The organism is Streptomyces sp. SGAir0957, from assembly GCF_043523415.1.
Genome location: NZ_CP027293.1, coordinates 8,022,695 through 8,046,497, shown reverse-complemented (window position 1 = coordinate 8,046,497; position 23,803 = coordinate 8,022,695). Strand labels below are relative to the sequence as shown.

The window sequence follows — 23,803 nt, the reverse complement described above, 5'->3', positions numbered from 1 at the left end:
GGCCCTTCTAGGCGCGGCGGTGAGAGGGCGTGGCGGAGGCGTGGTCCCCGGTCCCGGTCCAGCCGCCCGCGGGACGGTCGAACCAGAGATGGGCCTGGCCGGTGCCGATCGAGTTCTCGTACTGCCCGTACTGGCGGCCCGTGGCCGTGCAGGCGCGGCCGCCGAGTGCGCCCGCCATCATCAGGTAGTGGAAGAACTTCGCCTCGGGCCTGTACCTCCAGAAGGCCTCCATGGTGTCGAGCACCTTGTCGTGGCGGCCCTCCTTGAACCAGGCGATGCGCTCGAGGTCGGCCTCGCGCGCCTCGGGCGTGAAGATGTGCGACGGGTCGCCGGCCTCGTGGTCCCGCAGTTCACGCAAGGGCCAGAAGGTGTGGGACAGCGCGCCCGAGGCGATCAGCAGGACGCGGCGACCGGGTGTGGCGGCGATGCCGTCGGCGAGCGCACGGCCCAGACGCAGGTGGTCCTCCATGTCACCGGTCTGACAGACACCGATGCTCACCCAGCGCTTGTCCGGGAGGCCCTCGCCGAGGTACTTCCACAGGTTGACGGTGGCGTAGTAGATCGGCAGGTACGGGTCGTCGATCGCGGTGATCCAGGTGCCGTGCCGGTCGGCGAACCCCGCTGTCCGCGCGGCGAGTTCGGGGTCACCGGGAAAGTCGTAGGGCATACGGCACATGCCGCGCGGCAGCTCCTCCGAGGTGAAGAGGCCCGCGCGGCGGCTCTGCGCGGTGACGACGAACTCGACGGTCGTCGCCCAGTGGGAGTCCAGGACGACCACGGTGTCGTAGTCGTCGCGCCCGAAGACGTCCGCGCGCAGTTCCCGCAGCCCGGTGACGAGGGTGATCTCCTTGCCCTCGTTCAGCTCCAGGCGGGTCTCCTTCGGCAGTACGACGGTGGGGACGTGGGCGAGCAGCCCCGCCCCGACGATCTCACCCATGGTCCTGCCATCCCTTCGGGGCGGTGACGGTGTTCTTGAGGTCGCAGAAGAAGTCGAAGCTCCAGGTACCGCCCTCGCGTCCGACCCCGGAGCGGCGCGAGCCGCCGAAGGGTGCCCGGAGGTCGCGGACGAAGAAGCAGTTGACCCAGACGGTGCCCGCGACGAGTCGTGCCGTGACGCGTTCGGCGCGCGCGGGATCGCCGGTGGCGAGGGTGGCGGCAAGACCGAACCGGGTGTCGTTGGCCAGGCGGACGGCCTCCTCCTCCGTGGTGAAGGTCTGCAGCGTGAGGACCGGGCCGAAGACCTCCTCCTGCACGATCTCCGCGTCCTGCTCCACGTCGGTGAGGAGGGTCGGGGCGTAGTACCGCTCCCCGACCCGGTGGCCGCCGACGACCGGCCGGGCCCCGGCGGCGAGCGCCCGCCGCACGAAGCCGTCGATCCTCTCCAGCTGGCGGGGGTGGATGTTCGGCCCGATGTCCGTGGTGTCGTCGCGCGGGTCGCCCTGCCGGAGCCGCCGGGCCTTCGCGGTGAAGCGGCGGACGAACTCTCCGGCGACGCGCTCCTCCACGAGGAGGCGGGTCGCGGCGAGACAGACCTGTCCCGCGTTGTCGTACTGCTCCACCGCGAGGTCGACGGCCAGGCCGAGGTCGGCGTCGGCGAACACGAGGAGCGGGGACTTGCCGCCCAGTTCGAAGCTGGTCGGGGTCAGGTGCGGCGCGGCCGACGCGGCGATGCGGCGGGCCGTGGGCACCGACCCGGTGAAGCTGATGCGGCGCACGCCCGGGTGGGCGGTCAGCGCGTCGCCGATCTCGGAGCCGTAGCCCTGTACGACGTTGAGGACACCGGCGGGCAGCCCTGCATGGGCCGCGATGTCGGCGAGCAGCGAAGCGGTCAGCGGGGTCCACTCGGCGGGCTTGAGGACGACGGTGTTGCCCGCGGCGAGCGCCGGGGCGACCTTCCAGGACTCCAGCATCAGCGGCGCGTTCCACGGCGTGATCAGCACGCTGGGGCCCGCCGGGTCCCAGCTCACGTGGTTGCGGTGGCCCCGGGTCTCGAAGTCCTCGTGGTCGAGGGCGAGCAGCCGGTCGGCGAAGAAGCGGAAGTTGTGCGCGACGCGCGGCATGACGCCGCGGCGGTGCGCCCGCAACAGCGCGCCGTTGTCGGCGGTCTCGACGACGGCGAGTTCTTCCAGCCGTTTGTCGACGCCGTCGGCGATGGCGCGCAGGACACGGGCGCGCTCGGCGCGCGGGGTGGCGGCCCAGCCGGCGAAGGCGGCTTCGGCGGCGGCGACGGCCGCGTCGGCCTCGACGGGGGTACCGCGCGCGATCTCGCCCAAGGCGGTGCCGTCGATGGGCGACACGTCGGTGAAGGTGCCGGCGGAGGCGACGCGCTCGCCGCCGATCCAGTGCCGTGTGTCGACGGCGGCCCCGGCGACGGTGACGGTGTGCTCGGACTCGGCCTCGGACTCGGTCATCCGTCGGGCCTCCTGACCGTGTCGGCGGGCGGGCATCATGCGGCCCCTGACGTGTTCGACTCCAGCAGCCGGCCGCCGTCCCAGACGACGCCGACCTGGCGGTAGTAGGCGGCGATGGGTTCGCGGATCTCCAGGCGGGCGAGCTCCTCGGTGGGAGCCTCGAAGAGCCGCAACTCCGCATCTCCGGTCCAGGGTTGGCCTCCCTCGGAGGAGGCGGCGCCGGTCTCGATGAGCTCGTCGAGGGCCAGGCCCTTGCCCGTCTCGATCGACGGCAGCCAGCGGTGGTGGGCCATCGGGTGCGCGTTCACGAACCCGTTGGTCGCGCACGGCTCGCGCAGCGTGACGACGGCCTCGGCCAGACGCCGGTCGGCGGCGGCGAGCGTGGCGCCGAAACGGGCACCCGCCTGGATGCGCGGGGCGGGTCCGTACGGGTGCGGACGGGTCTGGTGGATGGAGCCGAGCTTCTTCGGATAGCCCTGGTGCAGGCCGCGGGCGATGGCGAAGTCCTTATTGACCCAGATGAACACGCACCGGGTGAACGTCCGCCCCCGGTACCGGCAGCGCACGACCGCGAAGGCCTCCTTGTACTGGGCGCGCACCGGATCGAGCAGTTCACGGCCGTCGGCGGAGCAGGACTGCCAGTCGGCCCAGATGAGCGCGACCGCGCCGGGATCCTGGTCCTCGTCCACCAACTCCAGTGGCGCGGGAAGCAGCTCGCGCACGCGCGCGGGGTCCGTGCGGTACTCGACGGTGAGCAGATCGCCGGAGTAGCGCCAAGGCGGCGACGGAATCAGGGACGCCGCCCCCGTGGCCGTCTTGGGGTGGAAGTACCCGCGCACAGCGGGGGTATCAGGAACGTCAGGGAGGCCGGGGTCGTCTGTCATCGCGTGTTCCTCAGGCTGTCGGGACGGGTGGCTTGAGGAGTTCGGCGCGATAGCGGGCGGCCGCCGCCGTCGCACCCTTTCCCCCGAGAGCGACGACGCCTACGAGGCGGTCCGCCCGGTGATAGCCGACCACCGGCTCCCCGTCGAGGTCGCCGTCCAGGACCCGCATGTCGTCCTTGCCGAGGACCGGAGCACCGAAGGACTGGATCCTGAAGTCGTGCTGGTCGCTCCAGAACGTGGGCAGCGGAGCGAACGGTGCGAGGTCCGGCTCCACGCCGGACAGGTGTGCCGCGAGCACCTTGGCGGCGTGCTTGGCGGTGTCGGTGGGGATGGACCAGTGCTCGACGCGGCGGGGCACCCCGTCGTAGCGGGCGTTGGGGAACCGAGCGACATCGCCGACGGCGACCACGTCCGGACGGCCGCCCACGCGCAGGTGTTCGTCGGTGAGCACGCCGTCGCCGAGATCCAGGCCGTTGCCTTCGAGCCATTCGGTGTTCGCGACGGAGCCGACCGATTCGACCACCACGTCCGCCGCGAGGGCGGTCCGGTCCGCCAGGAGTACGCCGGTGACCCGGCCGTCCCCGTCGAACCCGGCCACCCCGGTGCCGAGGACGAATCGCACGCCGCGCCGCTCGTGGCGCGCCCGCAGGGACCGGGCGAGCGGTTCACCGAGCGGCCCGACCATCGGCAGCGGCAGCGGGTCGACGACGGTGACCTCGGCGGCCCCGAGCCTCACGGCCGTGGCGGCGACCTCGCAGCCGATGAACCCGGCACCGACCACGACGACCCGTACCCCCGGGCGGGTCAGGGCGGTGCGCAACCGCCGGGCGTCGTCCAGGGTGCGCACGGTGTGACGCCCGGCGGCGGGGCCGGGACAGCGCAGCCGGCGCGGCCGCATCCCGGTGGCCACGACGAGACCGCTGTACGGGAGTGTCGTGCCGTCGGACAGCTCGACGGCACGGCGATCCAGGTCCGCCCGTACGGCCCGGATGCCCAGACGCCACTCGACGTCGGCCACGCTGGCACGGGGCCGGAAGACGAGGGAGTCGAAGGACGCCGTCCCCGCGAGGACCTCTTTGGAGAGGGGCGGCCGGTTGTAGGGCATGTGGAGCTCGTCGCCGACGAGGGTGATCGGCCCGCGCCGGCGCGCGGCGCGCAGCTGCTCGGCGACGCGCAGTCCGGCCATGGAGGCGCCGACGACCACGATGGGTTCGCTCACGGGTCAGTCCTCGATCCGGATGGCCTGGAGCGGGCACATGTCGGCGGCTTCCTCGACCTCGTCGCGCAGCGCGTCGTCCGCGTCCGCGACGTAGGCCAGGTGCCCGGCGTCGTCGAACCGGAAGACGTCCGGTGCGGCGAAGACACACTGGCCGTGGTCCTGGCACTTGTTCATGTCGACGACGACCTTCATGGGACTGTCCTCCTGGGACTACGAGGTACGCGGTGCGCGGTTGTCGCGGGGTGCGCGGGTGGGTGGGGTGGCGCCGGCCTCCCAACTCGTTTGATTCCAAACAACATAGGAAGCAATCGGGTGCCGGTCAATGGCTGTCCGGCTCCTCGATGCGGCGGGCCGGGCCCCCGAACTCGGGCAATCTGAGGGCCGAATGGGCCGCTTTCGGGCGCGGGGGCGGCAAGGCGCTAAGTGCGCGCAGCCGGGCATTGCGCCGCTCCAGTGCCTGCGGGGTGACCGGGAACAGGCTGGCCCCGCCCTCACCGACCAGCGCTTGATTGCTGGTCACGAACGCGCGCGTGTCCCGCTCATAGGCGGCGAGGCCCGCCGGGTGGTCCTGCTCCGCCACGGAGCCCGCCAGCATGTACGCGCCCACGAGCGCGAGGCTGGTGCCCTGCCCAGTCAGGAACGAGGGCGCGTACGCCGCGTCCCCCACGAGCGCGACCCTGCCGCTCGACCAGGCGGGCAGGCGGATCTGGCTCACCGCGTCGAAGAACACGTCGTCCGTGTCCCGCATGGCGGCCAGCATGCCGGGCACCTCCCACCCCGCGTCGGCGAAGACCCGGTCCAGCAGGTCCCGTTGCGCCTCCGGGTCCCGGAGAACGTCGAACGGCGGTTCCTGCTGGGCGAAGGTCAGGAAGGCGTGCACTGCGTCGTCGTCCCCCGCGGCATAGAGGGCCGCGGCCCTGCCCGGCGTGTTCCACATGACCGTCTCGTGGGAGAGGCCGAGGGTGTTGCGCAGGGTGAACACGGCGAAGCAGTGACCGAGATACCGGTGGAACCGCTCCTCGGGCCCGAAGAGGGCTTGCCTGGTCCGCGAGTGCGTGCCGTCCGCGCCGAAGACCAGGTCGAACGTGCGGCTGCCGCCGCCGCGAAAGGTCACGTCGACCCCGTGGCCGGACTGATCGAGGGTGTCGATGGAGTCGCCGAACAAGAACTCCACGTCGTCCCGGACCGCCCGGTGGAGCGCGTCGGTCAGATCGCCGCGCCGCACCTCCAGATCGCGCCCGGTCGCACCGCCGCTGACGCTGTGCGGGTGGACGGCAGCCACGCGGTTGCCGTCCCCGTCGAGGAAGGTCAGGCGGCGCAAGTCGATGTGTGCGTCCCGCAGGTGCGGCAGGAGCCCCATTCTGCGGACGACCTCGAGTGCGGTGCCGCGTACGTCGACGGGATAGCCGCCGCTGCGCGGTGTGCCCGCCTTCTCCACCACCGTGACGGCGAATCCGTGGCGGTTCAGCCAGAAGGCGAGGGCCGGGCCCGCGACACTGGCCCCGGAGATCAGTGCCGTGCGGCGCGGGCGGGAGCGGGCACGGGATCGCGTGGGGGCGGTTTCCGGTGCGGGCGTGGGCGTCGTCGGTGCGGGGCGGCTCATTGCTCGGCTCCTTTGCTGATGGGTTCGGTCGGGGTTCTGCTCAGGGTTCGTGTGACGAGCAGGGAGAGTGCCGTGACGGCACCTGCCATGAGGAATCCGGTGGCGAAGGCGGACTCCGCCGGGACGTCCGAACCGGCCGGGGTCCGGGCGGTGAGCAGCGCGCCGCCGAACTGGGCCCCCACGGCGAACCCAACAACACGGGTCACCAGGACCAGGCTGGTGGCGATGCCGGTGTCGCCCTGGTCGACGGAGGTGGCGGTGCTCGTCACCATCGCCGTCACACACAGCCCGTTGGCGAGCGCGATGAAGACCTTGCCGGCGACGACGTGCCAGATCTCGGTATGCACGGCCGACAGGGCGACCAGGGCCGCGGCCATCATGACGACGCCGACCGTGACCACCGCCCGTGAGCCGAACCGTCGCGCCCCGAGGCCACCCACCGGACCGGCCAGCGACGCGGCCACGGCGCCAGGCAGGAGGAAGAGACCGATCTGGGTGGCGCTCGCGCCGAATCCGTACGCGTCGGCGGGCGCGGCGAGCAGTTGCGGTACGAGGTACACGGCGACGGAGGTGCCCGCGCAGATCATGAACGTCAGCACGCAGGACTTCCACACCGCGGGCCGTGCCAGCAGCCGTGGATCCACCATCGGCGAGACCGCCCGCCGCTCGACGGCCGTCCACCCGGCCGCGCACGCGACCAGGACCACGACGAGGACGCCGGGCACGATCGGCCGCGAGCCGGTGTCCGGTGCCGTCGCCAGCAGGAGCATCAGCGCGACCAGCGTCCCGCTCAGGAGCAGGAGGCCTGGCAGGTCCATCCCGGACTCGTCCGGCCGGCCCGGCGCGTCGCCCGGCATGAGCCGGCGCACCAACAGGGTCGCCGCGACGACCGCGATCGTCGGCAACGCGAACATCCAGTGCCTGGACAGCCCTTCGGCCACCGGCCCCGCCGCCAGCGTCCCCGCCATCCCTCCCCCGACGAACATGCCGCTGACCACGCCTATCGCCACCTTCGACGCACCGGCCGGAAGGTGTTTGCGCACCACGATGAACGACAGCGGCAGCGCGCCCACCATGGCTCCCTGCAGCACCTGGCCGAGCAGCAGCACCGGCAGGCTGGGCGCGAGGGCGGAGACCAGGCCGCCGGTCGCGACCACGGCCATCAGGCGGATCAGGACCCGCTTCCCGCCGTAGCGGTCGCCGAGCTTGCCCGCGAGGGGCGTGACGAGCGCGCCGGTGATCAACAGCACGATGCTGAGCAGTGCCCCTTCGGCCGGGCTCATGCGCAACTCGCGCTGCAGAAGCGGAAGCGTCGGCGTCACCACCGACTCCAGAGCGCCGGTGGCCACGGCGAGCGCGCCGAGGGCACCGACAGCGGCCTTCCCCAGGGGCCCGTCGGGGGCCGGTGGTGCGACCAGGCTTGTGGCCATGAGGCGTCCCCTCTCTGCGTCTTGGACGGGAACACAGTGCGGGGACGGCCACGCGCCACGCGTCATACCCCGGAGCCAAATCGCTGGTGCTACCGCAGTAGGGGGTGCGCCGTTTCAGTGCTGCGGCGCCGCCACGGACCGGGCCGCTGTCACGGACCGGGCCGCTGTCACGGACCGGGAGGCTGTCACGGACCGGGCCGCTGTCACACACCGGGCCGCTGTCACGGACCGGGAGGCTGTCACGGACCGAGAGGCTGTCCGGTCAAGGGGAGTGATTGCACGGTGCACGCGACGAAACTCGCGACACCGTCGCAGCCAAGATCTCGACCGAACGCACCCCAGAGGAGATTCACATGAGCCAGATCGACCTCGCCCACCCCGACGGCCTAGGCCGCGACGAACTGGTCCCCTCGCGCTACGCCCTGAAAGTCGGCGACATCGACGTGCTGATCATCAGTGACGGGGTGCTGCCCATCACCGCCTCGACGATGGCCACCAATGTCGCCCAGGCCGACTTGGCGGCCTGGCTCAAGGACATGTTCCTGCCGCCGGACATGCTCGACTGGCCGCTGAACGTGGCCGTCGTGCGCAGCGGCGACCGGACCGTCCTCGTCGACTCCGGCCTCGGCACGGAATTCCCGGGCTTTCCGCGCGCCGGGCAGCTGGCCATGCGGCTCGGCGCCGCCAGTATCGACCCCGCGTCCGTGACCGACGTGGTCCTCACCCACCTGCACATGGACCACATCGGCGGGCTGCTCGTCGAGGGACTGAGGGGGCGGCTCCGCCCGGACCTGCGGGTCCATCTGGCCTCCGCCGAGGCCGAGTTCTGGGCGGCCCCCGACTTCTCCCGCACCCAGATGCCGGAGGCCGTCCCGCCCGTGCTGCGGACGACCGCCGCGCGGTTCCTGGACATGTACCGCGGCCAGTTGCGGCCGTTCGAGACGGAGTACGAGGTGGCGCCGGGGGTGCGGATCTGCCGCACCGGCGGTCACACCCCGGGCCACAGCATCATCCGCCTCGAGTCCGGCGGGGACCGGCTGACGTTCGCGGGCGACGCCGTATTTCAGCCAGGCTTCGACCACCCCGACTGGCACAACGGCTTCGAGCACGACCCCGAACTGTCGGCCCGCGTCCGCATCCGCCTCCTGACGGAGCTGGCGGCGAGCGGGGAGCAACTGGTGGCGACACACCTGCCGTTCCCCTCCGTCTGCCGAGTGGCGGCGGTCGGCAACGCCTTCCGTCTCGTACCGACCGTCTGGGACTACTGAGCGTCGGCGGACAACGTGTGAGGGGCGGGCCGGTCAAGGTCGGGCGGTGCCCCGTGTTTCTCAAGGTGCCCGCCGTTGCCTCCGGCGACGGTGGGCACCTGTTTTCCCGTGGTGGGCACCTGTCTTCTCGCGGTGGGCATCTGCTTGCTCGCGGTGGGCGCCCCACGGGTCACACGTGTTCGGTGAGTGCCTCCCGCACGGCCGTGACCAAGTCAGGGCCCGAGGGGTTGAACAGGCGATGTCCCGACCTTCTCACCCCTGGGAGACCCCCATGCGCTTCCGCGCCGCTGTCGCCACCGGCACCCTCGCCCTGGCCGCGTCCGGCCTCTGGCCCGCCTCCGCCATGGCCGACACCCCGCCCCCCGGCCCCGCCACCAGCGCCAGTACCGGCACCGACACGGGCACGGGCACCGGCACGGCCGTCCTCTCCGACGAGTCGTACAACCGCCTCCTCCGCGGCGACATCGACGAACGCCTGCTCATCGCGACGGACCCGTCCTACCGCGAGGCCTGGCTCTTCTGCCTGCGCTCCGCGGAGAACGACCACGTCGAACGGAACGCGTGGGGCAAGGGATACGTGTGCATCCCCGACGGCGCCGTGCAGTGAGCAAGAGTCACCGGCTCCCGCGGTGACGAGCCGCTGACCGGTGACGAGCCACTGACCGGTGACGAGCCACTGACCGGTGACGAGCCGCTGACCGGTGACGGAGACCGGCCGGACCTACCGCAGCGGAAAGTCGGCCCCATGCTCCTCCGCGGGCCGGGGCCCGTGGATGCGACGGTCGGATTCATTGATCGATACGTCGTTGATGGCGGCCTCGCGGCGCCGCATCAGGCCGTGCTCGTCGAACTCCCACAATTCGTTGCCGTAACTGCGCCACCAGTCGCCGTCCGCGTCATGCCATTCGTACTGGAAGCGGACGGCGATACGGTTCCCGTCGAACGACCAGAGGCTCTTGCGGAGCGCGTAGTCGAGTTCGCGCTCCCACTTCCGCGTCAGGAAGTCGACGATCTCCGCTCGGCCGCTGAGAAACGTGGACCGGTTGCGCCACTGCGAGTCAGGTGTGTACGCGAGTGCCACACGTTGCGGGTCACACGTGTTCCACGCGTCCTCGGCCGCCTGGACCTTCCGCAGGGCGGTCTCCCGCGTGAACGGCGGGTAGGGAGGTCGGTCTTCCGGCACGGTCGCCCCTCACGTCGGGTCGATGACTGGCTCTCCGGGTGGAGAGGGGACTAACGTAGAGAACGCCCGTTCTCAACGTCAAGGAGGCAGTGCCGATGCCGGCCCCGATTACCGCCGAGCAGAGTCGTCTGGACCGAGAAGTACTGCTCGACGCCGCGGAAAGGCTGTTCTACGAGCGTGGGATCCAGGCGGTCGGCATGGACGCGGTGCGCGCGGCGTCGGGCCTCCCCCTGAAGCGGATCTACGGGTTCTTCGCGACGAAGGAAGAGCTCGTCGTGGCCGTCCTCCACCGGCGCGACCAGCGATGGAGGGGTGACCTCGCCGCCCACGTGGAGCGGGTCGCGGACCCGCGCGGGCGCGTACTCGCGGTCTTCGACTGGCTGGCCGAATGGTGCGCCGAACCCGGGTTCAGGGGCTGCGCCTGGATCAACGCGTTCGGTGAACTCGGCCCGGCGTCCGCTGCGGTACTGGCCGAAGTCCGCTCTCACAAGCGGGCGTTCCATGACCAGATCGCGGAGTGGGCCCGCGCCGCCGGGCTGCCGGTCGCGGACCCGCTCGTCCTCCTCGCCGAGGGGGCCATCGTGACGGCCGCCATCACCGGCGAACCGGGCCCGGCCCGGCAGGCCCGCGCGGCCGCCGCGACCTTGCTGGACGCGGCCTGACCCCGATCATCCTCGTCCCGCCGTGGCCGACCCGGCGGAACTCGCGCGAATGGATTTGCCGGGCCCGGGTGACGGTTGCGAGAGGGAGGAACCGAGAGTCGCCAGCCACCCGCGTGCCACACCGCCCCCGCACCTGGGCGCGGCCCGCGACCTCGGTGGCCCCGATCGTGACGAACCGTGACGACCGTGCCGGCCCACCACCCCCCGCCCTCCGCTCAGCGCAGCTCAGCGAAACTCGTGCACCACCTCAATCTCGCCCACAATGTGCCGGTTGAACTCCTCCAGCTCCTCCGCGGGCACCCACAGTTCGAGGATGGTCCGTCCGCCCGCCTGCTGAACCGGATATCTGCGCAGGAACTCCGACTCGACCTCGAACCGGGTCACGAAGCCGGCCCCGTCGTGCTTCACGTTCCAGTCCCGGGCGATCGCGATGGCGTAGTCCTCGTTGAGGACCGGGTAGAAGATCGGCTGCTCGGGCAGGCGGGGTGGCCACGCACGCCACTCCGCCTCGCGCAGCAGCTCCAACTCCACGGGGCCGGTAGGTCGCCACAGGGTGGTCGTTCGCTGAGTGGTCACGGCAAGGCTCTCTGCGTGTGGGGACCGCCGGTGCGGCCGGCCCGGAAGCCCGACAGTAACCATCCCACCCGTGCAGCGGCCACGCAGTTATGACACTCGCCGAGATACGGGATGCGGGATGCGGGATAGGGGTGCGAACTGCGGGACGCGGGACGCGTGCCCCACGAACCGGAGGGGCAAAGATTTGGCATGGTCTAGTCCAAAGCCTTCTGTGGTCCAGTCCAATCCATTGACGTGTCCCTCTCACACTCCCCAAGCTGTGCCTCCTCCCCTTCGGACCCACACTCCCCCGGACAGGGACCCCCTGGCCAGGACTGGAGGCACAAAGTGAGACGTCTGCGCGCATGTCTGGGCGCGGCCACCGCCGTCACCACCACCGCGCTCGCCGCCACGGCGTTCGTCGCGTCGAGCGCGGCGGACGCGGCCGGCGCCGCCACCGCGCTGAGCAACCGGTGGTACGCGGCCGCCCCGTATCTGATGCCGCTGGACAACGACCCGCCGGACGCGGGCGCCATCATGGACGCCACCGGACTGAAGGCGTTCCAGCTCGCCTTCGTCCTCGCCCCCAACGGCGGCGGTTGCAGCCCCACGTGGGACGGTACGGCCCCGGTCTCCTCCGACACCAAGGTCGGCGCGGTCATCGACAAGATCCGCGCCAAGGGCGGCGACGTGTCGATCTCCATCGGCGGCTACGGCGGCACCAAGCTCGGCCAGGCGTGCGCGGACGCCGCGTCCACCGCCGCCGCGTACCAGCAGGTCATCACCAAGTACGGGCTGCACGCGATCGACTTCGACTTGGAGGAGCCGGAGTACGAGAACACCGCCGCCATCAAGAACGAACTCGGCGCGGCCAAGATCCTGCAGAAGAACAACCCCGGGCTCTACGTCTCCGTGACCACGGCCGGAACGGCGGACGGCACCGGCTGGTTCGGCAAGCAGATGCTGCTCGAGGCCAAGGCACAGGGGTTCACGCCGAACAACTTCTCCATCATGCCGTTCGACGGCGGCTTCAACGGCGCGGCCTCGCAGACCAGCGCCCTCACGAAGTTCAACCAGGTCCTCCAGTCCACCTTCGGCTGGGACGAGGCCACCGCCTACGCCCACGAAGGCTTCTCCGGGATGAACGGCCGCAGCGACACCGGCGAGATGTTCCCCCAGGCCGACTTCCAGACGGTGCTCGACTTCGCGACGAGCCACAACATGGACCGGTTCACCTTCTGGTCCCTCAACCGCGACCGCCAGTGCTCTCCGGCGGACAACGGCGGCCGCACCTCCGGCACCTGCTCCAGCGTCCCGCAGAACGCGTGGGACTTCGCCAAGTACTCGGTGAAGTTCGCCGGCGCCACGCCTCCCACCAACCCTCCCACCAACCCGCCCACCACACCGCCCACCGACCCTCCGACGACGCCGCCCGCCGGTGACTGCAAGACCGCCTGGAGCGCGACCGCCGTCTACACCGCGGGCAACGAGGTCGGCTACGACGGGCACAACTGGAAAGCCAAATGGTGGACCCAGAACGAGAAGCCCGGCGCCACCGAGTGGGGCCCCTGGACCGACGAGGGCGCCTGCTGAGCGAGCAGCCCGCCACATGAACTGCCGGGCCCGCCCCGACAGGGCGGTACGAGCCACGGTTCGGCATACGTGGAGCCATGCGTGGCACGCTGACCACGTACGTCCGTGATCGTCCAGGAGGTCTCCCCGTGGCGCAGCAACAGCCGGCGGAAGTCGCGCGGTCCGGCGACTTCCGGACCGAGGAGGGCCGGCTGCGCAAGGACCTCGGATTCTGGGGTCTGACCGCGATCGGCTTCTCCAACATCCTCGGCTCGGGCTGGCTGTTCGCCGCCATGTACGCCGCGCAGACCGCCGGGCCCGCCGCGCTCCTCTCCTGGATCGCGGCGGGCCTGCTCTGCGCCCTGGTCGCCCTGGTCATGGTGGAGCTCGGCGCGACCAGGCCGGAGGGCGGCGGCACGGTCCGCTGGCCGCTGTACGCGAACGGGCGTCTCGTCGGCACGGTCGTCGGCTGGTCCGTCCTGCTCTCGGTGGGCGGCACCGCCGCCGAGATCAGCGCGATCATGCAGTACGCCGCCCACTACGTCCCCGGGCTCTACCACGACGGCAGCATCACCGCTTCGGGGCTCGGCGTCGCCACCGCGCTGAGCGTGCTGCTCACCGCGCTGAACTGGTTCGCGGTCCGGCTGTTCGCCCGGATGAACAACCTGGTGTCGGTGTTCAAGGTGGTGGTGCCGGTCCTTACCATCGCCGCCCTGTTCCTGTCGGGCACGCACGCGGGGCGCCTCACCGATCACGGCGGATTCGCTCCGTACGGGTACGCGGCCTGCCTCACCGCGCTCGCGGGCGGCGGCATCGTCTACTCCGTGAACGGGTTCCAGGCCCCGCTCGACTTCTCCGGCGAGGCCCGCAATCCGCGCCGCACGGTCCCCGCCGCCGTCCTCACCGGCATCGGCCTCGCGGTCCTCGTCTACCTCGGACTGCAACTCGCCTTCCTCTACACGGTCCCGGACTCGCTGCTCGCGCACGGCTGGCAGGGCGTCAACTTCGAGTCACCGTTCGGGCAGCTCGCCCTCGTCCTCAACCTGCACTGGCTCGCCACCCTGCTCTACGCCGACGCGGTGGTCTCGCCCGGCGGCTCGGCATACGTGGGTGTGGCGATCGACGCCCGGCACACCTACGCCCTCTCCAAGAACGGCCTGCTGCCCCGCTTCTTCATGCGCATCGACCCGCGCTCCGGAATCGCGCGGCGCGCCCTGGTGCTCAACCTCGCGGTCATCATCGTCTTCATGCTGCCGTTCGGTGGCTGGCAGGACATCGTCAGCGTGATGGGCGACATGTATCTCATCATCTACGCCGCGTCGGCGGTGGCCGTGGCCTCCTTCCGGGCCCACGACCGTGCGCGTGGGCTGCCCCTCGCGGATGGGCACATGCCGGGGGTGCGCTGGATCGCGCCGGTCAGCTTCGCCGTGGCCACCGAGTTCGTCTACTGGTCCGGCTGGGACGACCTGCGTCTCGCCCTGCCGCTCGTCCTCGTCGGCGTCCCCCTGTTCCTGCTGCAACGCAACAGGGCCGCGGGCAGCTCTCCGGCCCAGGAGTTGCGCCACGGCGCCTGGCTCGTCGTCCACCTCGCCGCGCTGACTCTGCTGTCCTGGCTCGGCACCTTCGGCGGCTCCGGACACCTGCCCGCGCCGTACGACTCGCTCACGGTCGCCGTCGTCGCCTTCGCCGTCTTCACCTGGGCCGTCCGCTCGGGCACCGCCCACCTGCGCACGAACCCCGAACTGTCCTGAGTCAGGAGGCGGCAGGCGCGACCGACTTGGCGTACCAGTGATCGGCCCGCCCATGCCCTTCGTACGGCTCCGTCTCCTGGTACCCGTACCGGGTGTAGAGCGCCCGTGCCTCGGTGAGCTGCGTGTTGGTCTCGCACACGATCCGCTCGGCCCCGAGCCGCCTGGCAGCCTCCTCGCCGGCGAGCAGCAGTCCGCGGCCCAGGCCCGCGCCGCGTCCGGCGGGGTGCACGTACATCCGCTTGAGTTCCGCGGTTCCCGGGGCGGTGCCGAGCAGACGCAGGCCCACACAGCCCAGGAACTCCCGGTCGGCGCCGCGTGCGACGAGGAACTGTCCGTTCGGCGGAGCGAGGTCGTGGTGCGGGTCCTCGGTGAGCACTGCCCGGAGTTCGGCGTCCGTCGCGGTCCGTCCGAAGACGCGTTGCCCAATCTCCGTGAAGTACTGCCGCATGACGTCGTCGACGGTCGCGTCGTCGACCGGTTCGGGGCTGATCGTCCAGGAGGTGGCCATGCGGGTCATGGTCGTCGAGGCGCCGCCCGTCGTCCAACGGGTCGGCGTCCGCGGCGCGCCGGATCGGGGCGCCGCGGACTCCGGGGTGTGGGTCAGCTCGCCTGGCAGACGAGTGTCGGTGTGCCCGCGCCGCCCGGTGTCGCGCCGAAGCCGAACGAGGTCGAGGCCCCGGCGGCGAGGGTGCCGTTGTGCGCGGCGTTGCGGGCCGTCACCGCCTTGCCGGTCTGGGTGTAGGCCGCGTTCCACATGCTGCCGATGGTCTGGCTGCCGGGCCAGTCCCAGCTGACCTGCCAGGACTTGGTCGCCGAGGTACCCGTGCCGGTCACGGTGACGTCGGCGTTGAAGCCGCTGCCCCAGTCGCTGCTCACCTTGTACGTGGCCGTGCAGCCGGACGATCCGCCGCCCGGCCCGGAGGTCGTCGCGGTGACCGACTGCGAGGCGGGTGAGGTGTTGCCCGCCGCGTCGCGCGCCCGGACCGTGTACTCGTAGCGGGTCGATGCCGTGAGTCCGGAGTCCGTGTACGTCGTGCCGGTCGCCGATCCCGCCTTCGCGGTGCCCCGGTAGACGTCGTAGGCGGTGACACCCGTGTCGTCGGTGGAGGCGGACCAGGACAGCGAGACGCTGGTGGAGGTCGTGCCGGTGACCTTCAGGCCCGCGGGGGCCGAGGGCGCCGTGGTGTCGTCGCCCCCGCCTCCACCCCCGCCGCCGAAGTCCGGCGCCTTGATGGAGGCGAGGTAGCCGTCCTTGACGGTGTCGACGGTCTGCCAGTCGTCCTTCAGGATGCCGCCCGTGTCACCGGAGTTGGGGTTCCACGACCAGAACGTCCAGCTCATGCTGTCCGCGCCGTAGGTGCTGGTGGGCCGGAGGTAGTCCACCAGGGCCGCCAGCCACTTCTGGTCGATGCCCGACTGCAAGGTGGTGCCGAACTCCCCCAGCCACACGGGAGCGATGTTCTGCTTGAAGAGGTAGCCCCAGTTCTTGTCCCAGATGCCGGGCATGTTGGCGGGGAACGACGGGTCGTTGAACCAGGGTTGCTGCGCGACGCTGGTCGCGTAGTCGTGGGCCGAGTAGACGAGCCGGTTCGCGACGTCGAGGCGTACGGGGGCGGTGGCCGCGCCCGCGAGGTTGCCGCCCCACCAGGTCGACTGGCCGTTCACCGTCTGCACGCCCTCGACGAAGATCAGGAGGTCGGGGTTGACGGACAGGACGGCGTTGCCCGCCCGCTCGGCGGCGAGCCGCCAGTCGGTGCTCGTGTCGCCGCATCCCCAGCAGGCGGGGTCGTGCGGCTCGTTGTGCAGGTCGATGCCGACCACGGCGGTGTTGCCCTGGTAGCGGGCGGCGAGCGCCTTGAGGTGGGTGATCCAGGTCGTCTCGGGCACCGACGCGGTGTACCAGAGGGCCGACTGGGCCGAGGAGTCGGGACGGTGCCGGTCGAGAACGATCTTGAGCCCGATGGAGCCCGCGTAGGCGACGAGCTTGTCCATCACCTGGAGGGAGTCGAGGCCCTCCAGATCGGTGTTGAGGCCGTTCGCGTAGCTGATCCCGGCGGGCGTCGTGCCCTTGAAGATGTCGTCGCTGTAGGGCATGCGGACGGTGTTGTACCCGAGCGACTTCATCTGGTCCAGCATCGACTTGTAGTCGCGGGACCAGAGGCCGTGCGGGACGTAGTTGGCGGTCTCGAACCCGAACCAGTTGATCCCCGCCATCCGCACCGGCCGGTCCTGCGCGTCGAGGATGCGGCGGCCGCTGGTGTGCCAGTACCCGGAGCCCGCGGCCGCGGGCGCCGCGTCCGGGGAGGCGCCGCGCGCGGGGGCCGCCTGGGCGGGCGCGGCGAGCAGGGGCACGAGGGTGATCGCCAGCGCGGCGAGGAAGGCGATCAGGAGGTTCCGGGAGCGGTGGACGGGCGGTGGTCTCATGGGGGGTCCTCTCGAACGGAACGTGGGCGCGCACCAACTCGACGGGCCTCGCCACCTGCCGGGCTCTGGCGGCGGTGACGGCTCTGGTGGCTGTTACGGCGGTGAAGGCCCTGGCGGCTGGGGCGACTGTGACGGCTCTGAGCTTGGGAGCGCTCCCACTTAAAGCGATCAGGTGCGGAGGTCATCTCTGACTACGAGGGTGGAGGCACCCGGCATGGCAGAGCCGCGGCCGTCCGGAGTGTCCCGCTCCGCATCGACCGCCCGGCAAAACCGGGGCCGCGCCCATGGAAGCCACTATGCGTGTACGCGTCAATACCCCGCGCAATGATCGGGTCAGGCGCGGCGCCGAGCCAGCGAACCCCACGCCGCCACGGCGAGGACCGCCGCCGCGACACAGAACCAGATCCCCGCCGACCGCAGCCCCCATGCCTGGGACGCCGCGCCGAGCCCCACCACCGGCAGCGAGATCGCCACGTACAGGACGAGGAAGTAGGCGGAGGAGACGGCGGCCCGGTCGGCGGAGTCGACCAGGTCGTTGACCGCGGCGAGGCCCTTGGCGAAGGACATGCCCTGCCCGCAGCCCGCGATCACGGCGCCGACGGCCAGCAACGGCAGGGACGCCTGGTGCACCGAGAGCGCGACCAGCAGGATGCCCGCCGCGAGCAGCAGGCACCCGGACAGGAGGAAGACACGCGTCCGCGCCGGGGGGAGGACCACTTGGGTGAGGGCCGACGCGCCGAGCAGCAGCAGGGGCATGGCCCCGGCCAGGGCGTGGTTCGGGTTGCCGACGATCTCGGAGACGATGCGCGGGGACACCGCGGTGAACAGGCCGGTGACGGCGAACCCCGCGAAGCCGACCGTGGCGGCGCTGACGAACACGGACCGCGCCGCCTCCGGCACCTTGATCTTCCGCGGGCGCAGCCGGGCCCCGGGGTCGCGCTCCACCGTCTCCGGAACGAACCGCAGCAGCACGACGAGGACGCAGGTCGCGGCGGCGTGCACGAGGAACGACAGCCGCAGGGGCGCCGGGAGGTACTGGACGAAGAGTCCGGCGACGGCCGATCCCAGGCCCAGGCCGCCGATGTTGGCGGCCGTCGCCGCGTTCGACGCCCGGCCGCGCCACGCCTCGGGGGCGCTCTCGATCACCGCGGCCGTGGCCGTCCCCGCGAAGATGCCCGCCGAGACACCCGAGAGCAGGCGCCCCACCAGCAGGATCCAGACCTCTTCCGCGCCGAGGAAGACGAGGCTGCTGACCATGGAGAAGAGGAGGCCGGCGAGGAGCAGGGGCCGGCGCCCGCGAAGGTCCGACCAGCCGCCGCACAGGAGGAGCGCCGCGAGCACCCCCACGGCATAGGCGGCGAAGATCACCGTCTGGACGACGGGTGAGAACCCCAACTTCTGCTGCCACAGGGGGTACATGGGCGTGGGGAGCGTTGCTCCGAGCATCACACACGCGAACGCGCTGACCAGGGTGGCGAATGCTCCACGGGAACGCATGGTGCGCGGTGCCAACGTGCGTGCTCCTCGTGTCGCTGCGGTCGACCGACCCACGTGCAGTTCCCCGCCCCTGCGTTCCTCATGCGGAAAACGGCTGTACGTGTGCACACACCCTCACACGTGCGCGGGTACAGCGCACACGTGGGAGGGTGCCGGCACACGTACGGGGTGCGGTCGCGCGGCGGAGCGTCAGGCCGCGGCGGGCGCCTGGTCGGCGTCGGCCGGCTGCCCCTTGGCGGCCGCGTCCCCGGCCGGCTCCCGCAGGCCCGGGATGAGGGTCGCGACGGCCGCCGAGAGGAGGGCCACACCGCAGCCGATCATCAGGCCGGTGCGGAATCCGTTCTCGGAAGCGAAGGTGAAGCCGCCCATGGAGATGGTCATCTGGGCCAGGACGACACCGATGACGGCCGAGCCGATCGTGGTGCCGAGCGAACGCATCAGGGTGTTGAAGCCGTTCGCGGCGGCCGTCTCGGAGAGCGGCACGGAGCTCATGATGAGGGCGGGCATGGAGCCGTAGGCGAGGGCGACACCGCTGTTGATGACGATGCCGGAGATCATGATGCCCCAGGCCGTGCCCATGAGCGGGAGGGCGACGCCGTAGCCGGCGGCGATCACGAGGGCGCCGAGGATCAGCGCGGTCTTCGGGCCGCGCGCGTTGATCAGCTTTCCGCCGAGCGGCGAGATCAGCATCATCATGATGCCGCCGGGGGCGATCCACAGACCGGCGGCGAGCATCGACTGGCCGAGGCCGTAACCCGTTGCCTTCGGGAACTGGAGCAGCTGCGGCGCGATCAGCATGAAGGAGTACATGCCGACGCCGATGAGGATCGAGGCGGCGTTGGTGAACAGCACGCGCGGGCGGGCGGTGGTGCGCAGGTCGACGAGCGGCTCGCGGGTGCGCAGCTCGTAGAAGCCCCAGATGCCCAGGGCGACGACGGCGACCGCGAAGAGGCCGAGCGTGGTGCCCGAGGTCCAGCCCCAGTCGGCGCCCTTGGAGATGGCGAGCAGCAGCGAGACCAGGCCGATGGCGAGGCCGACGGCGCCGGGCGCGTCGAACCGCTGCCCCTTCGCGCCCGCCGGTACGTCGGGGACGATCACGAAGATCATGGTGCTGACGATCAGGGCGAGCACGGCCGCGCCCCAGAACAGCACGCGCCAGTTCGCGTACTGGGCGACGGCGGCGGCGATCGGCAGGCCGATGGCGCCGCCGATGCCCATGGAGGCGCTGACCAGGGCGATGGAGCCGCTGAGCTTCTCGGTGGGCACGACGTCACGCAGGAGCGCGATACCGAGCGGCACCATGCCCATGCCCATGCCCTGCAGACCACGTCCGACGATCATCGGGACGAGCGAGGAGGACAGCGCGCACACCACGGAGCCCAGGACCAGCGGCACGGCGCATATGAGCATCATGCGGCGCTTGCCGATGAGGTCGCCGAGGCGGCCGGAGACCGGCACGCACACACCCGACACCAGCAGCGTCACCGTGATCACCCAGGCCGCGTTCGAGGACGACGTGTCCAGGATCCGCGGCAGCTCGGCGATGAGCGGCGTCACCAGCGTCTGCATGATCGCGGCGACGGTCCCGGCGAGCGCGAGTGTGGCGACGACAGCGCCTGAGCGGCTGGTCGTCTCGGGGGCATCCATGCGGACTCCTCAGTCTCTTCGACACGTGCGTCACTTCGTGCGTCACTTCGGCACGGCACGTGCAGCGATGTGCAGCATACACATGCAATGTATCGTGCACATCACATGCAGAGGGCACACCCGCGAGCGCGCAGACACCCTGCGATACCGTCGGACCTGGGAGGACGCACATATATGGACAAGCCCTCGCAGCTGGTCGAGTTCGAGCACATGGTGCTGGGCCGGCATCAGCTCGGCAATGACAAGCGCCGCCGGCAGGCGGACCGCCTCGAGCGCAGCACGTACATCATGCTCAGCCGGATCCGGGTGCAGGGCCCGATGTCGATCGGCCAGCTCAGCGAGGCGTTCGTGCTCGACGCCTCGACGGTCAACCGGCAGACGGCCCACGCGATGCGGGCCGGACTCCTCGAACGGATCCCGGACCCCGACGGCGGCATGGCCCGCAAGTTCCGGCTGACGGAGGAGGGCGCGCGACGCCTCGACGCGGAGCAGAAAGTGCACGTCCAGGAGTTGGACAAGGTCTTCGAGGACTGGCCGGCGGACGACGTGCGCACCTTCGCGCAGTATCTCCAGCGGTTCAACACCAGCATCGAGCGGCTCAGCGGCCAGCCGTGGCCCAGGTCGTGACGGGGGGCCGGACCGCCTAGGCTGGCCGGCGTGGACCGATTCGACGGCGCGATCGCGGGACTCGGCACCCGGGCCGGTGTCCGGCTTGTCGTCGGCATGTGGCGGGAGTCACCGTTCGGGCCGGTGACCGACCTCATGATGGAGCGGCCGGACGGACACCGCGTCCTCATCGCCCCGACGCCCGCCCTCGCCGACTACATCGCGGCCACGTACACCTTCGACGAGGTCCGGGTGGAGCCCGTCGCGCTCACCGTCGAAGGGCCCGGCCGCATCGCCGTACGGGCCACGTCGGTCGAGTGCACGCTCACCACCGGACGCCGTACGGGCGTCGGGTTCGCGCTCACTCTCGTGCCCCGGCCGCTCGCCAGGAGCCGCGCCTGGTGCCGTCTGATCAACCCCGTGGCCCGGCTCGCACGGGACGGCGTACGCACCGTCGGCACCGCGGGAGGCGGACGCCACGAGTACTACTGCGCCCTCGACGAACACGCGCTGGCCTCGGCGTCCGTGCGCGTGGACGGACACGACCAGGGGGCGCTCACCGACGTCACGCCGCCGGTCCGGTTCGGCTTCGGCTCCACTCCCCCGCGCCCCGCGCTGATTCGGGTGACCACGCTCATCGCCGAGCGCTCTTAAGGCGTGGGCATCTCGAACCAGACGATCTTCCCGGTCGAAAGGCGCGTCGCTCCCCACCGCTTGGCCAGCCGGTTCACCAGGAACAGGCCGCGGCCGCCCTCGTCGGTGGCGCGGGCCTGGCGCTGGCGCGGCAGTCGCGGCACGTCGTCGCCCACCTCGCAGCGCACGACATCGGTGCGGAGCAGACGCAGGGTCACCGGCCGGGAGGCATACCGCACCGCGTTCGTGACGACCTCGCTGACCAGGAGTTCGACGGAGTCCGACAGCTCCTCCAGACCCCAGCGCGTCAGCACGCTGCGGGCGAGGCGGCGGGCGCGGCCCGGCGCGGAGTCCTCCGGGTCGAGGAACCAGTACGCCACGTCGCTGGGCGCGATCCCGTCGAAGCGGGCGGCGAGCAGCGCGATGTCGTCGTCCCGCTCCCCGTGTCCTGTCATGTCGAGCACGTCGTCGCAGAGCGCTTCGAGGGGCGGCGGATGGTCGGGGCCGGTCAACTGGGCGGTGGCGGCGAGCCGTTCGCGCAACTGCTCGATGCCGCTGCCCACGTCGCGCAGGCGCGACTCGACCAGGCCGTCGGTGTAGAAGAGCAGCGTGGCGCCGGACGGGGCGTCCAGGTCGACCGTCTCGAAGTCGACGCCGCCCACCCCGACGGGCGCCCCCGGCGGGACGCGCAGGACCTCGGCGCGGCCGCCGAGGTGCAGCATGATCGGCGGCGGGTGCCCGGCGTTGGCGATCGTGATGCGGTGCGAGACCGGGTCGTAGACCGCGTAGACGCAGGTGGCCATGCAGTCCGCTTCCACCGCGTGCTCGTCCAGGTGCTCCAGGATCTCGTGCGGCGGCAGGTCGAGACCGGCCAGGACCCGTGCGGTGGTGCGGAGTTGACCCATGATCGCGGCGGAGGTCATGGAGTGGCCCATGACGTCGCCGACGACGAGGGCGACACGGCTGCCGGGCAGCGGGATCGCGTCGTACCAGTCGCCGCCGACCCGTGCGGTCTCCGCCGCGGGCAGATAGCGCGAGGCGAGCCGCGCGCCCGCGGGGTGCACGAGGGACGCGGGGAGCATCCGGCGCTGCAGCTCGTCCGCGATGTACGCCTCGCGCCCGTACAGGACCGCCTTGTCGATGCCGAGCGCGCCGTGCGTCACCAGCGCGCCCGCGACCAGCAGGTCCTCGGAGTCGAACGGCGGCCGGTCCGAGGAGCGCAGGAAGACCGCCGCGCCGATCACCCGGCGGCGCCCGCGCAGGGGGGCCAGGATCGCTCGGCGCCCCAGCGGCACCCGCGGATCGCCGCCGAAGAGTTCGGGCAGCGCGGACAGCGCCACGGGCGAGTCCGCGAAGACGGGGCGGACCCCGCGCAGCACCTCGGCGAGCGCGCCGCCCGCTCGTACCTCCACCAGCTCCACGGTGTTCGGCAGCAGTTCGGTCCGGGGCGGTGCGGACAGGAGGCCCAGGTCGGGGTCCCGGCCGTAGCCGCCGGGGACCCGGTCGGTGCGGCGGCGGCGCAGCACCATGGGGCCGGCCGGGCGCTCGTCGCCGACCGGGAGCGGTTCGCTCAGGTAGACCAGGATCGCGTCGGAGAACGTCGGGACGGTCGCGCGGCAGAGGCCGAGCACGATCTCGTCGAGGTCGAAGGCGCGGGCGATCCGCCGGGTCGCCGCTCCCACGAAACGCAGTCGGTCGCCGTCGCGGCGCATGGTCGGGGTGGACTGCTCAGCGGGCAGTGACCTGGCGTCCCGGACCACCTCTTCGGCCGTCGCCCGGGGCACTTCTCCGTTCGTGACCGTGGTCGTGGTGAGGGACAAGTGGGTGGACAACTGGTCGGCGGCTGTCACGTCGCCGGCGTCGAACGCGAGCCGGTCCGCGCGTCGCACCATGACGACCAGGCCGGAGGCCTGTTCCGGTCCCCGGAAGGGGGCGACGAGTACGCGTTCTCCGCCGGACGGCCACGCTCCCGCTCCCCACAGCTCGGCCAGGGCCGCCGCGACGTCCGGGTCCTCGCCGCTGAGCGGCGCCTTGGCCAGGAGGAGGTGGGAGAGCTTGCCGCCGGGGAGGACGCCGGTGCGTCCGGGCGGCAGCGGGTCGCACCCGGCGGACGCGACGAGGCGCAGCTCCCGGCGCCCGCCGTCGGCTGCCGTCCCCGCCAGGTGGACGAGTACCGCGTCGGCGAGGAGCGGCACCGCGGACGAGCACAGTTCGTGCGCCGCGGGTCCGAACCCCTCGGCGCGGGCGATGCGCCGGATCGCGGCAGCCAGACTGTGCTCCGTCACGGGCATCGGCTCTCCAGGGCGGGGCGCGGCACTCATGCGCCGTTGACATCGACCGGTCACAAGGACAGGACCATGCTCGGGCGCGGCCGACGGCCTTGTCCAGATGTCGACTGGCGTGTCCTGGAACCGCCGTCACGCGCGCGCCGCTGGTGTCGGCCGACGTCATGGCTCCG

Annotated in this window: 21 protein-coding genes; 7 read left to right on the top strand and 14 right to left on the bottom strand. The window is 71.6% G+C overall.

Going from position 1 to position 23,803, the window contains the following annotated elements:
- Window positions 1–7: 7 nt before the first annotated feature.
- The 7 genes from C1N81_RS41865 to C1N81_RS41835 form a co-directional block, all read right to left on the bottom strand.
- On the bottom strand, window positions 8–937 hold the full coding sequence (locus C1N81_RS41865; RefSeq protein ID WP_394436758.1) for a 3,4-dihydroxyphenylacetate 2,3-dioxygenase: 930 nt from the start codon (window positions 935–937) through the stop codon (window positions 8–10).
- Complete coding sequence (locus tag C1N81_RS41860; RefSeq protein WP_394436756.1) at window positions 930–2,411, bottom strand: aldehyde dehydrogenase; 1,482 nt, start codon at window positions 2,409–2,411, stop codon at window positions 930–932. Before C1N81_RS41860 ends, C1N81_RS41865 begins: the two co-directional genes overlap by 8 nt.
- 35 nt (window positions 2,412–2,446) lie before the next feature.
- Window positions 2,447–3,295, bottom strand: a complete 849-nt coding sequence (locus C1N81_RS41855; protein WP_394436754.1) for an acetoacetate decarboxylase family protein — start codon at window positions 3,293–3,295, stop codon at window positions 2,447–2,449.
- A 10-nt stretch (window positions 3,296–3,305) separates the two neighbouring features.
- Window positions 3,306–4,514: an NAD(P)/FAD-dependent oxidoreductase gene (locus C1N81_RS41850; RefSeq protein WP_394436752.1), complete on the bottom strand. Its 1,209-nt coding sequence runs from the start codon at window positions 4,512–4,514 to the stop codon at window positions 3,306–3,308.
- A gap of 3 nt (window positions 4,515–4,517) precedes the next feature.
- Complete coding sequence (locus C1N81_RS41845) at window positions 4,518–4,706, bottom strand: ferredoxin (protein ID WP_394436751.1); 189 nt, start codon at window positions 4,704–4,706, stop codon at window positions 4,518–4,520.
- A 127-nt stretch (window positions 4,707–4,833) separates the two neighbouring features.
- Entirely contained in the window at window positions 4,834–6,117 is a 1,284-nt protein-coding gene (locus C1N81_RS41840; RefSeq protein WP_394436749.1) for an FAD-dependent monooxygenase, read from the bottom strand.
- On the bottom strand, window positions 6,114–7,547 hold the full coding sequence (locus tag C1N81_RS41835; protein WP_394436747.1) for an MFS transporter: 1,434 nt from the start codon (window positions 7,545–7,547) through the stop codon (window positions 6,114–6,116). The genes C1N81_RS41840 and C1N81_RS41835 overlap by 4 nt, the downstream gene beginning before the upstream one ends.
- A gap of 353 nt (window positions 7,548–7,900) precedes the next feature.
- On the opposite strand from C1N81_RS41835, the gene C1N81_RS41830 reads away from it, so the two are divergent.
- Complete coding sequence (locus C1N81_RS41830) at window positions 7,901–8,815, top strand: MBL fold metallo-hydrolase (protein ID WP_394436745.1); 915 nt, start codon at window positions 7,901–7,903, stop codon at window positions 8,813–8,815.
- Window positions 8,816–9,053: 238 nt separating this feature from the next.
- Window positions 9,054–9,422 (top strand): hypothetical protein, encoded by a 369-nt coding sequence (locus C1N81_RS41825; protein WP_394436743.1) that lies wholly within the window; start codon window positions 9,054–9,056, stop codon window positions 9,420–9,422.
- 114 nt (window positions 9,423–9,536) lie between these two features.
- Here C1N81_RS41825 and C1N81_RS41820 read toward each other — a convergent pair whose 3' ends face one another.
- Window positions 9,537–9,998, bottom strand: a complete 462-nt coding sequence (locus C1N81_RS41820) for a nuclear transport factor 2 family protein (protein ID WP_394436741.1) — start codon at window positions 9,996–9,998, stop codon at window positions 9,537–9,539.
- A gap of 95 nt (window positions 9,999–10,093) precedes the next feature.
- Between C1N81_RS41820 and C1N81_RS41815 the strand changes: the two genes are divergently transcribed.
- Complete coding sequence (locus C1N81_RS41815; protein WP_394436739.1) at window positions 10,094–10,660, top strand: TetR/AcrR family transcriptional regulator; 567 nt, start codon at window positions 10,094–10,096, stop codon at window positions 10,658–10,660.
- A 225-nt stretch (window positions 10,661–10,885) separates the two neighbouring features.
- On the opposite strand, the gene C1N81_RS41810 is transcribed toward C1N81_RS41815, so the two are convergent.
- The gene (locus C1N81_RS41810) at window positions 10,886–11,236 is read right to left on the bottom strand and encodes a hypothetical protein (protein ID WP_394436737.1); all 351 of its coding nucleotides are present in this window, start codon (window positions 11,234–11,236) and stop codon (window positions 10,886–10,888) included.
- Between the two features lie 327 nt (window positions 11,237–11,563).
- Between C1N81_RS41810 and C1N81_RS41805 the strand changes: the two genes are divergently transcribed.
- Together C1N81_RS41805 and C1N81_RS41800 are read left to right on the top strand one after the other, a co-directional pair.
- Entirely contained in the window at window positions 11,564–12,808 is a 1,245-nt protein-coding gene (locus C1N81_RS41805; protein ID WP_394436735.1) for a carbohydrate-binding protein, read from the top strand.
- A 191-nt stretch (window positions 12,809–12,999) separates the two neighbouring features.
- Window positions 13,000–14,538, top strand: coding sequence for an APC family permease (locus C1N81_RS41800; protein ID WP_394438565.1), 1,539 nt, complete (start codon window positions 13,000–13,002; stop codon window positions 14,536–14,538).
- A 1-nt stretch (window position 14,539) separates the two neighbouring features.
- Here C1N81_RS41800 and C1N81_RS41795 read toward each other — a convergent pair whose 3' ends face one another.
- From C1N81_RS41795 to C1N81_RS41780, 4 genes are all read right to left on the bottom strand, one after another.
- Window positions 14,540–15,046: a GNAT family N-acetyltransferase gene (locus tag C1N81_RS41795; protein WP_394436733.1), complete on the bottom strand. Its 507-nt coding sequence runs from the start codon at window positions 15,044–15,046 to the stop codon at window positions 14,540–14,542.
- 92 nt (window positions 15,047–15,138) lie between these two features.
- Entirely contained in the window at window positions 15,139–16,962 is a 1,824-nt protein-coding gene (locus tag C1N81_RS41790) for a cellulase family glycosylhydrolase (protein ID WP_394436731.1), read from the bottom strand.
- A 333-nt stretch (window positions 16,963–17,295) separates the two neighbouring features.
- Entirely contained in the window at window positions 17,296–18,459 is a 1,164-nt protein-coding gene (locus tag C1N81_RS41785; protein ID WP_394438563.1) for an MFS transporter, read from the bottom strand.
- Window positions 18,460–18,648: 189 nt separating this feature from the next.
- The gene (locus C1N81_RS41780) at window positions 18,649–20,106 is read right to left on the bottom strand and encodes an MFS transporter (protein WP_394436729.1); all 1,458 of its coding nucleotides are present in this window, start codon (window positions 20,104–20,106) and stop codon (window positions 18,649–18,651) included.
- A 174-nt stretch (window positions 20,107–20,280) separates the two neighbouring features.
- Here C1N81_RS41780 and C1N81_RS41775 point away from each other — a divergent pair, with 174 nt between their 5' ends.
- Together C1N81_RS41775 and C1N81_RS41770 are read left to right on the top strand one after the other, a co-directional pair.
- Window positions 20,281–20,733 carry a MarR family winged helix-turn-helix transcriptional regulator gene (locus C1N81_RS41775; protein WP_394436727.1) on the top strand — a complete coding sequence of 151 codons (453 nt, stop codon included), beginning with the start codon at window positions 20,281–20,283 and terminating at the stop codon, window positions 20,731–20,733.
- A gap of 30 nt (window positions 20,734–20,763) precedes the next feature.
- The gene (locus C1N81_RS41770; protein ID WP_394436725.1) at window positions 20,764–21,366 is read left to right on the top strand and encodes a hypothetical protein; all 603 of its coding nucleotides are present in this window, start codon (window positions 20,764–20,766) and stop codon (window positions 21,364–21,366) included.
- Here the strand turns inward: C1N81_RS41770 and C1N81_RS41765 are convergent.
- Window positions 21,363–23,630, bottom strand: a complete 2,268-nt coding sequence (locus tag C1N81_RS41765) for an ATP-binding SpoIIE family protein phosphatase (protein ID WP_394436723.1) — start codon at window positions 23,628–23,630, stop codon at window positions 21,363–21,365. The genes C1N81_RS41770 and C1N81_RS41765 overlap by 4 nt on opposite strands.
- Window positions 23,631–23,803 lie beyond the last annotated feature (173 nt).

Excerpts from the sequence above, each read along its gene's own strand:
- C1N81_RS41780 (WP_394436729.1), bottom strand. The coding sequence starts at position 20,106 with ATGGATGCCCCCGAGACGACCAGCCGCTCAGGCGCTGTCGTCGCCACA.
- C1N81_RS41795 (WP_394436733.1), bottom strand. The coding sequence starts at position 15,046 with ATGGCCACCTCCTGGACGATCAGCCCCGAACCGGTCGACGACGCGACC.
- C1N81_RS41790 (WP_394436731.1), bottom strand. The coding sequence starts at position 16,962 with ATGAGACCACCGCCCGTCCACCGCTCCCGGAACCTCCTGATCGCCTTC.
- C1N81_RS41830 (WP_394436745.1), top strand. The coding sequence starts at position 7,901 with ATGAGCCAGATCGACCTCGCCCACCCCGACGGCCTAGGCCGCGACGAA.
- C1N81_RS41825 (WP_394436743.1), top strand. The coding sequence starts at position 9,054 with ATGTCCCGACCTTCTCACCCCTGGGAGACCCCCATGCGCTTCCGCGCC.
- C1N81_RS41865 (WP_394436758.1), bottom strand. The coding sequence starts at position 937 with ATGGGTGAGATCGTCGGGGCGGGGCTGCTCGCCCACGTCCCCACCGTC.
- C1N81_RS41775 (WP_394436727.1), top strand. The coding sequence starts at position 20,281 with ATGGACAAGCCCTCGCAGCTGGTCGAGTTCGAGCACATGGTGCTGGGC.
- C1N81_RS41845 (WP_394436751.1), bottom strand. The coding sequence starts at position 4,706 with ATGAAGGTCGTCGTCGACATGAACAAGTGCCAGGACCACGGCCAGTGT.
- C1N81_RS41855 (WP_394436754.1), bottom strand. The coding sequence starts at position 3,295 with ATGACAGACGACCCCGGCCTCCCTGACGTTCCTGATACCCCCGCTGTG.
- C1N81_RS41785 (WP_394438563.1), bottom strand. The coding sequence starts at position 18,459 with ATGCGTTCCCGTGGAGCATTCGCCACCCTGGTCAGCGCGTTCGCGTGT.
- C1N81_RS41840 (WP_394436749.1), bottom strand. The coding sequence starts at position 6,117 with ATGAGCCGCCCCGCACCGACGACGCCCACGCCCGCACCGGAAACCGCC.
- C1N81_RS41860 (WP_394436756.1), bottom strand. The coding sequence starts at position 2,411 with ATGACCGAGTCCGAGGCCGAGTCCGAGCACACCGTCACCGTCGCCGGG.
- C1N81_RS41835 (WP_394436747.1), bottom strand. The coding sequence starts at position 7,547 with ATGGCCACAAGCCTGGTCGCACCACCGGCCCCCGACGGGCCCCTGGGG.
- C1N81_RS41815 (WP_394436739.1), top strand. The coding sequence starts at position 10,094 with ATGCCGGCCCCGATTACCGCCGAGCAGAGTCGTCTGGACCGAGAAGTA.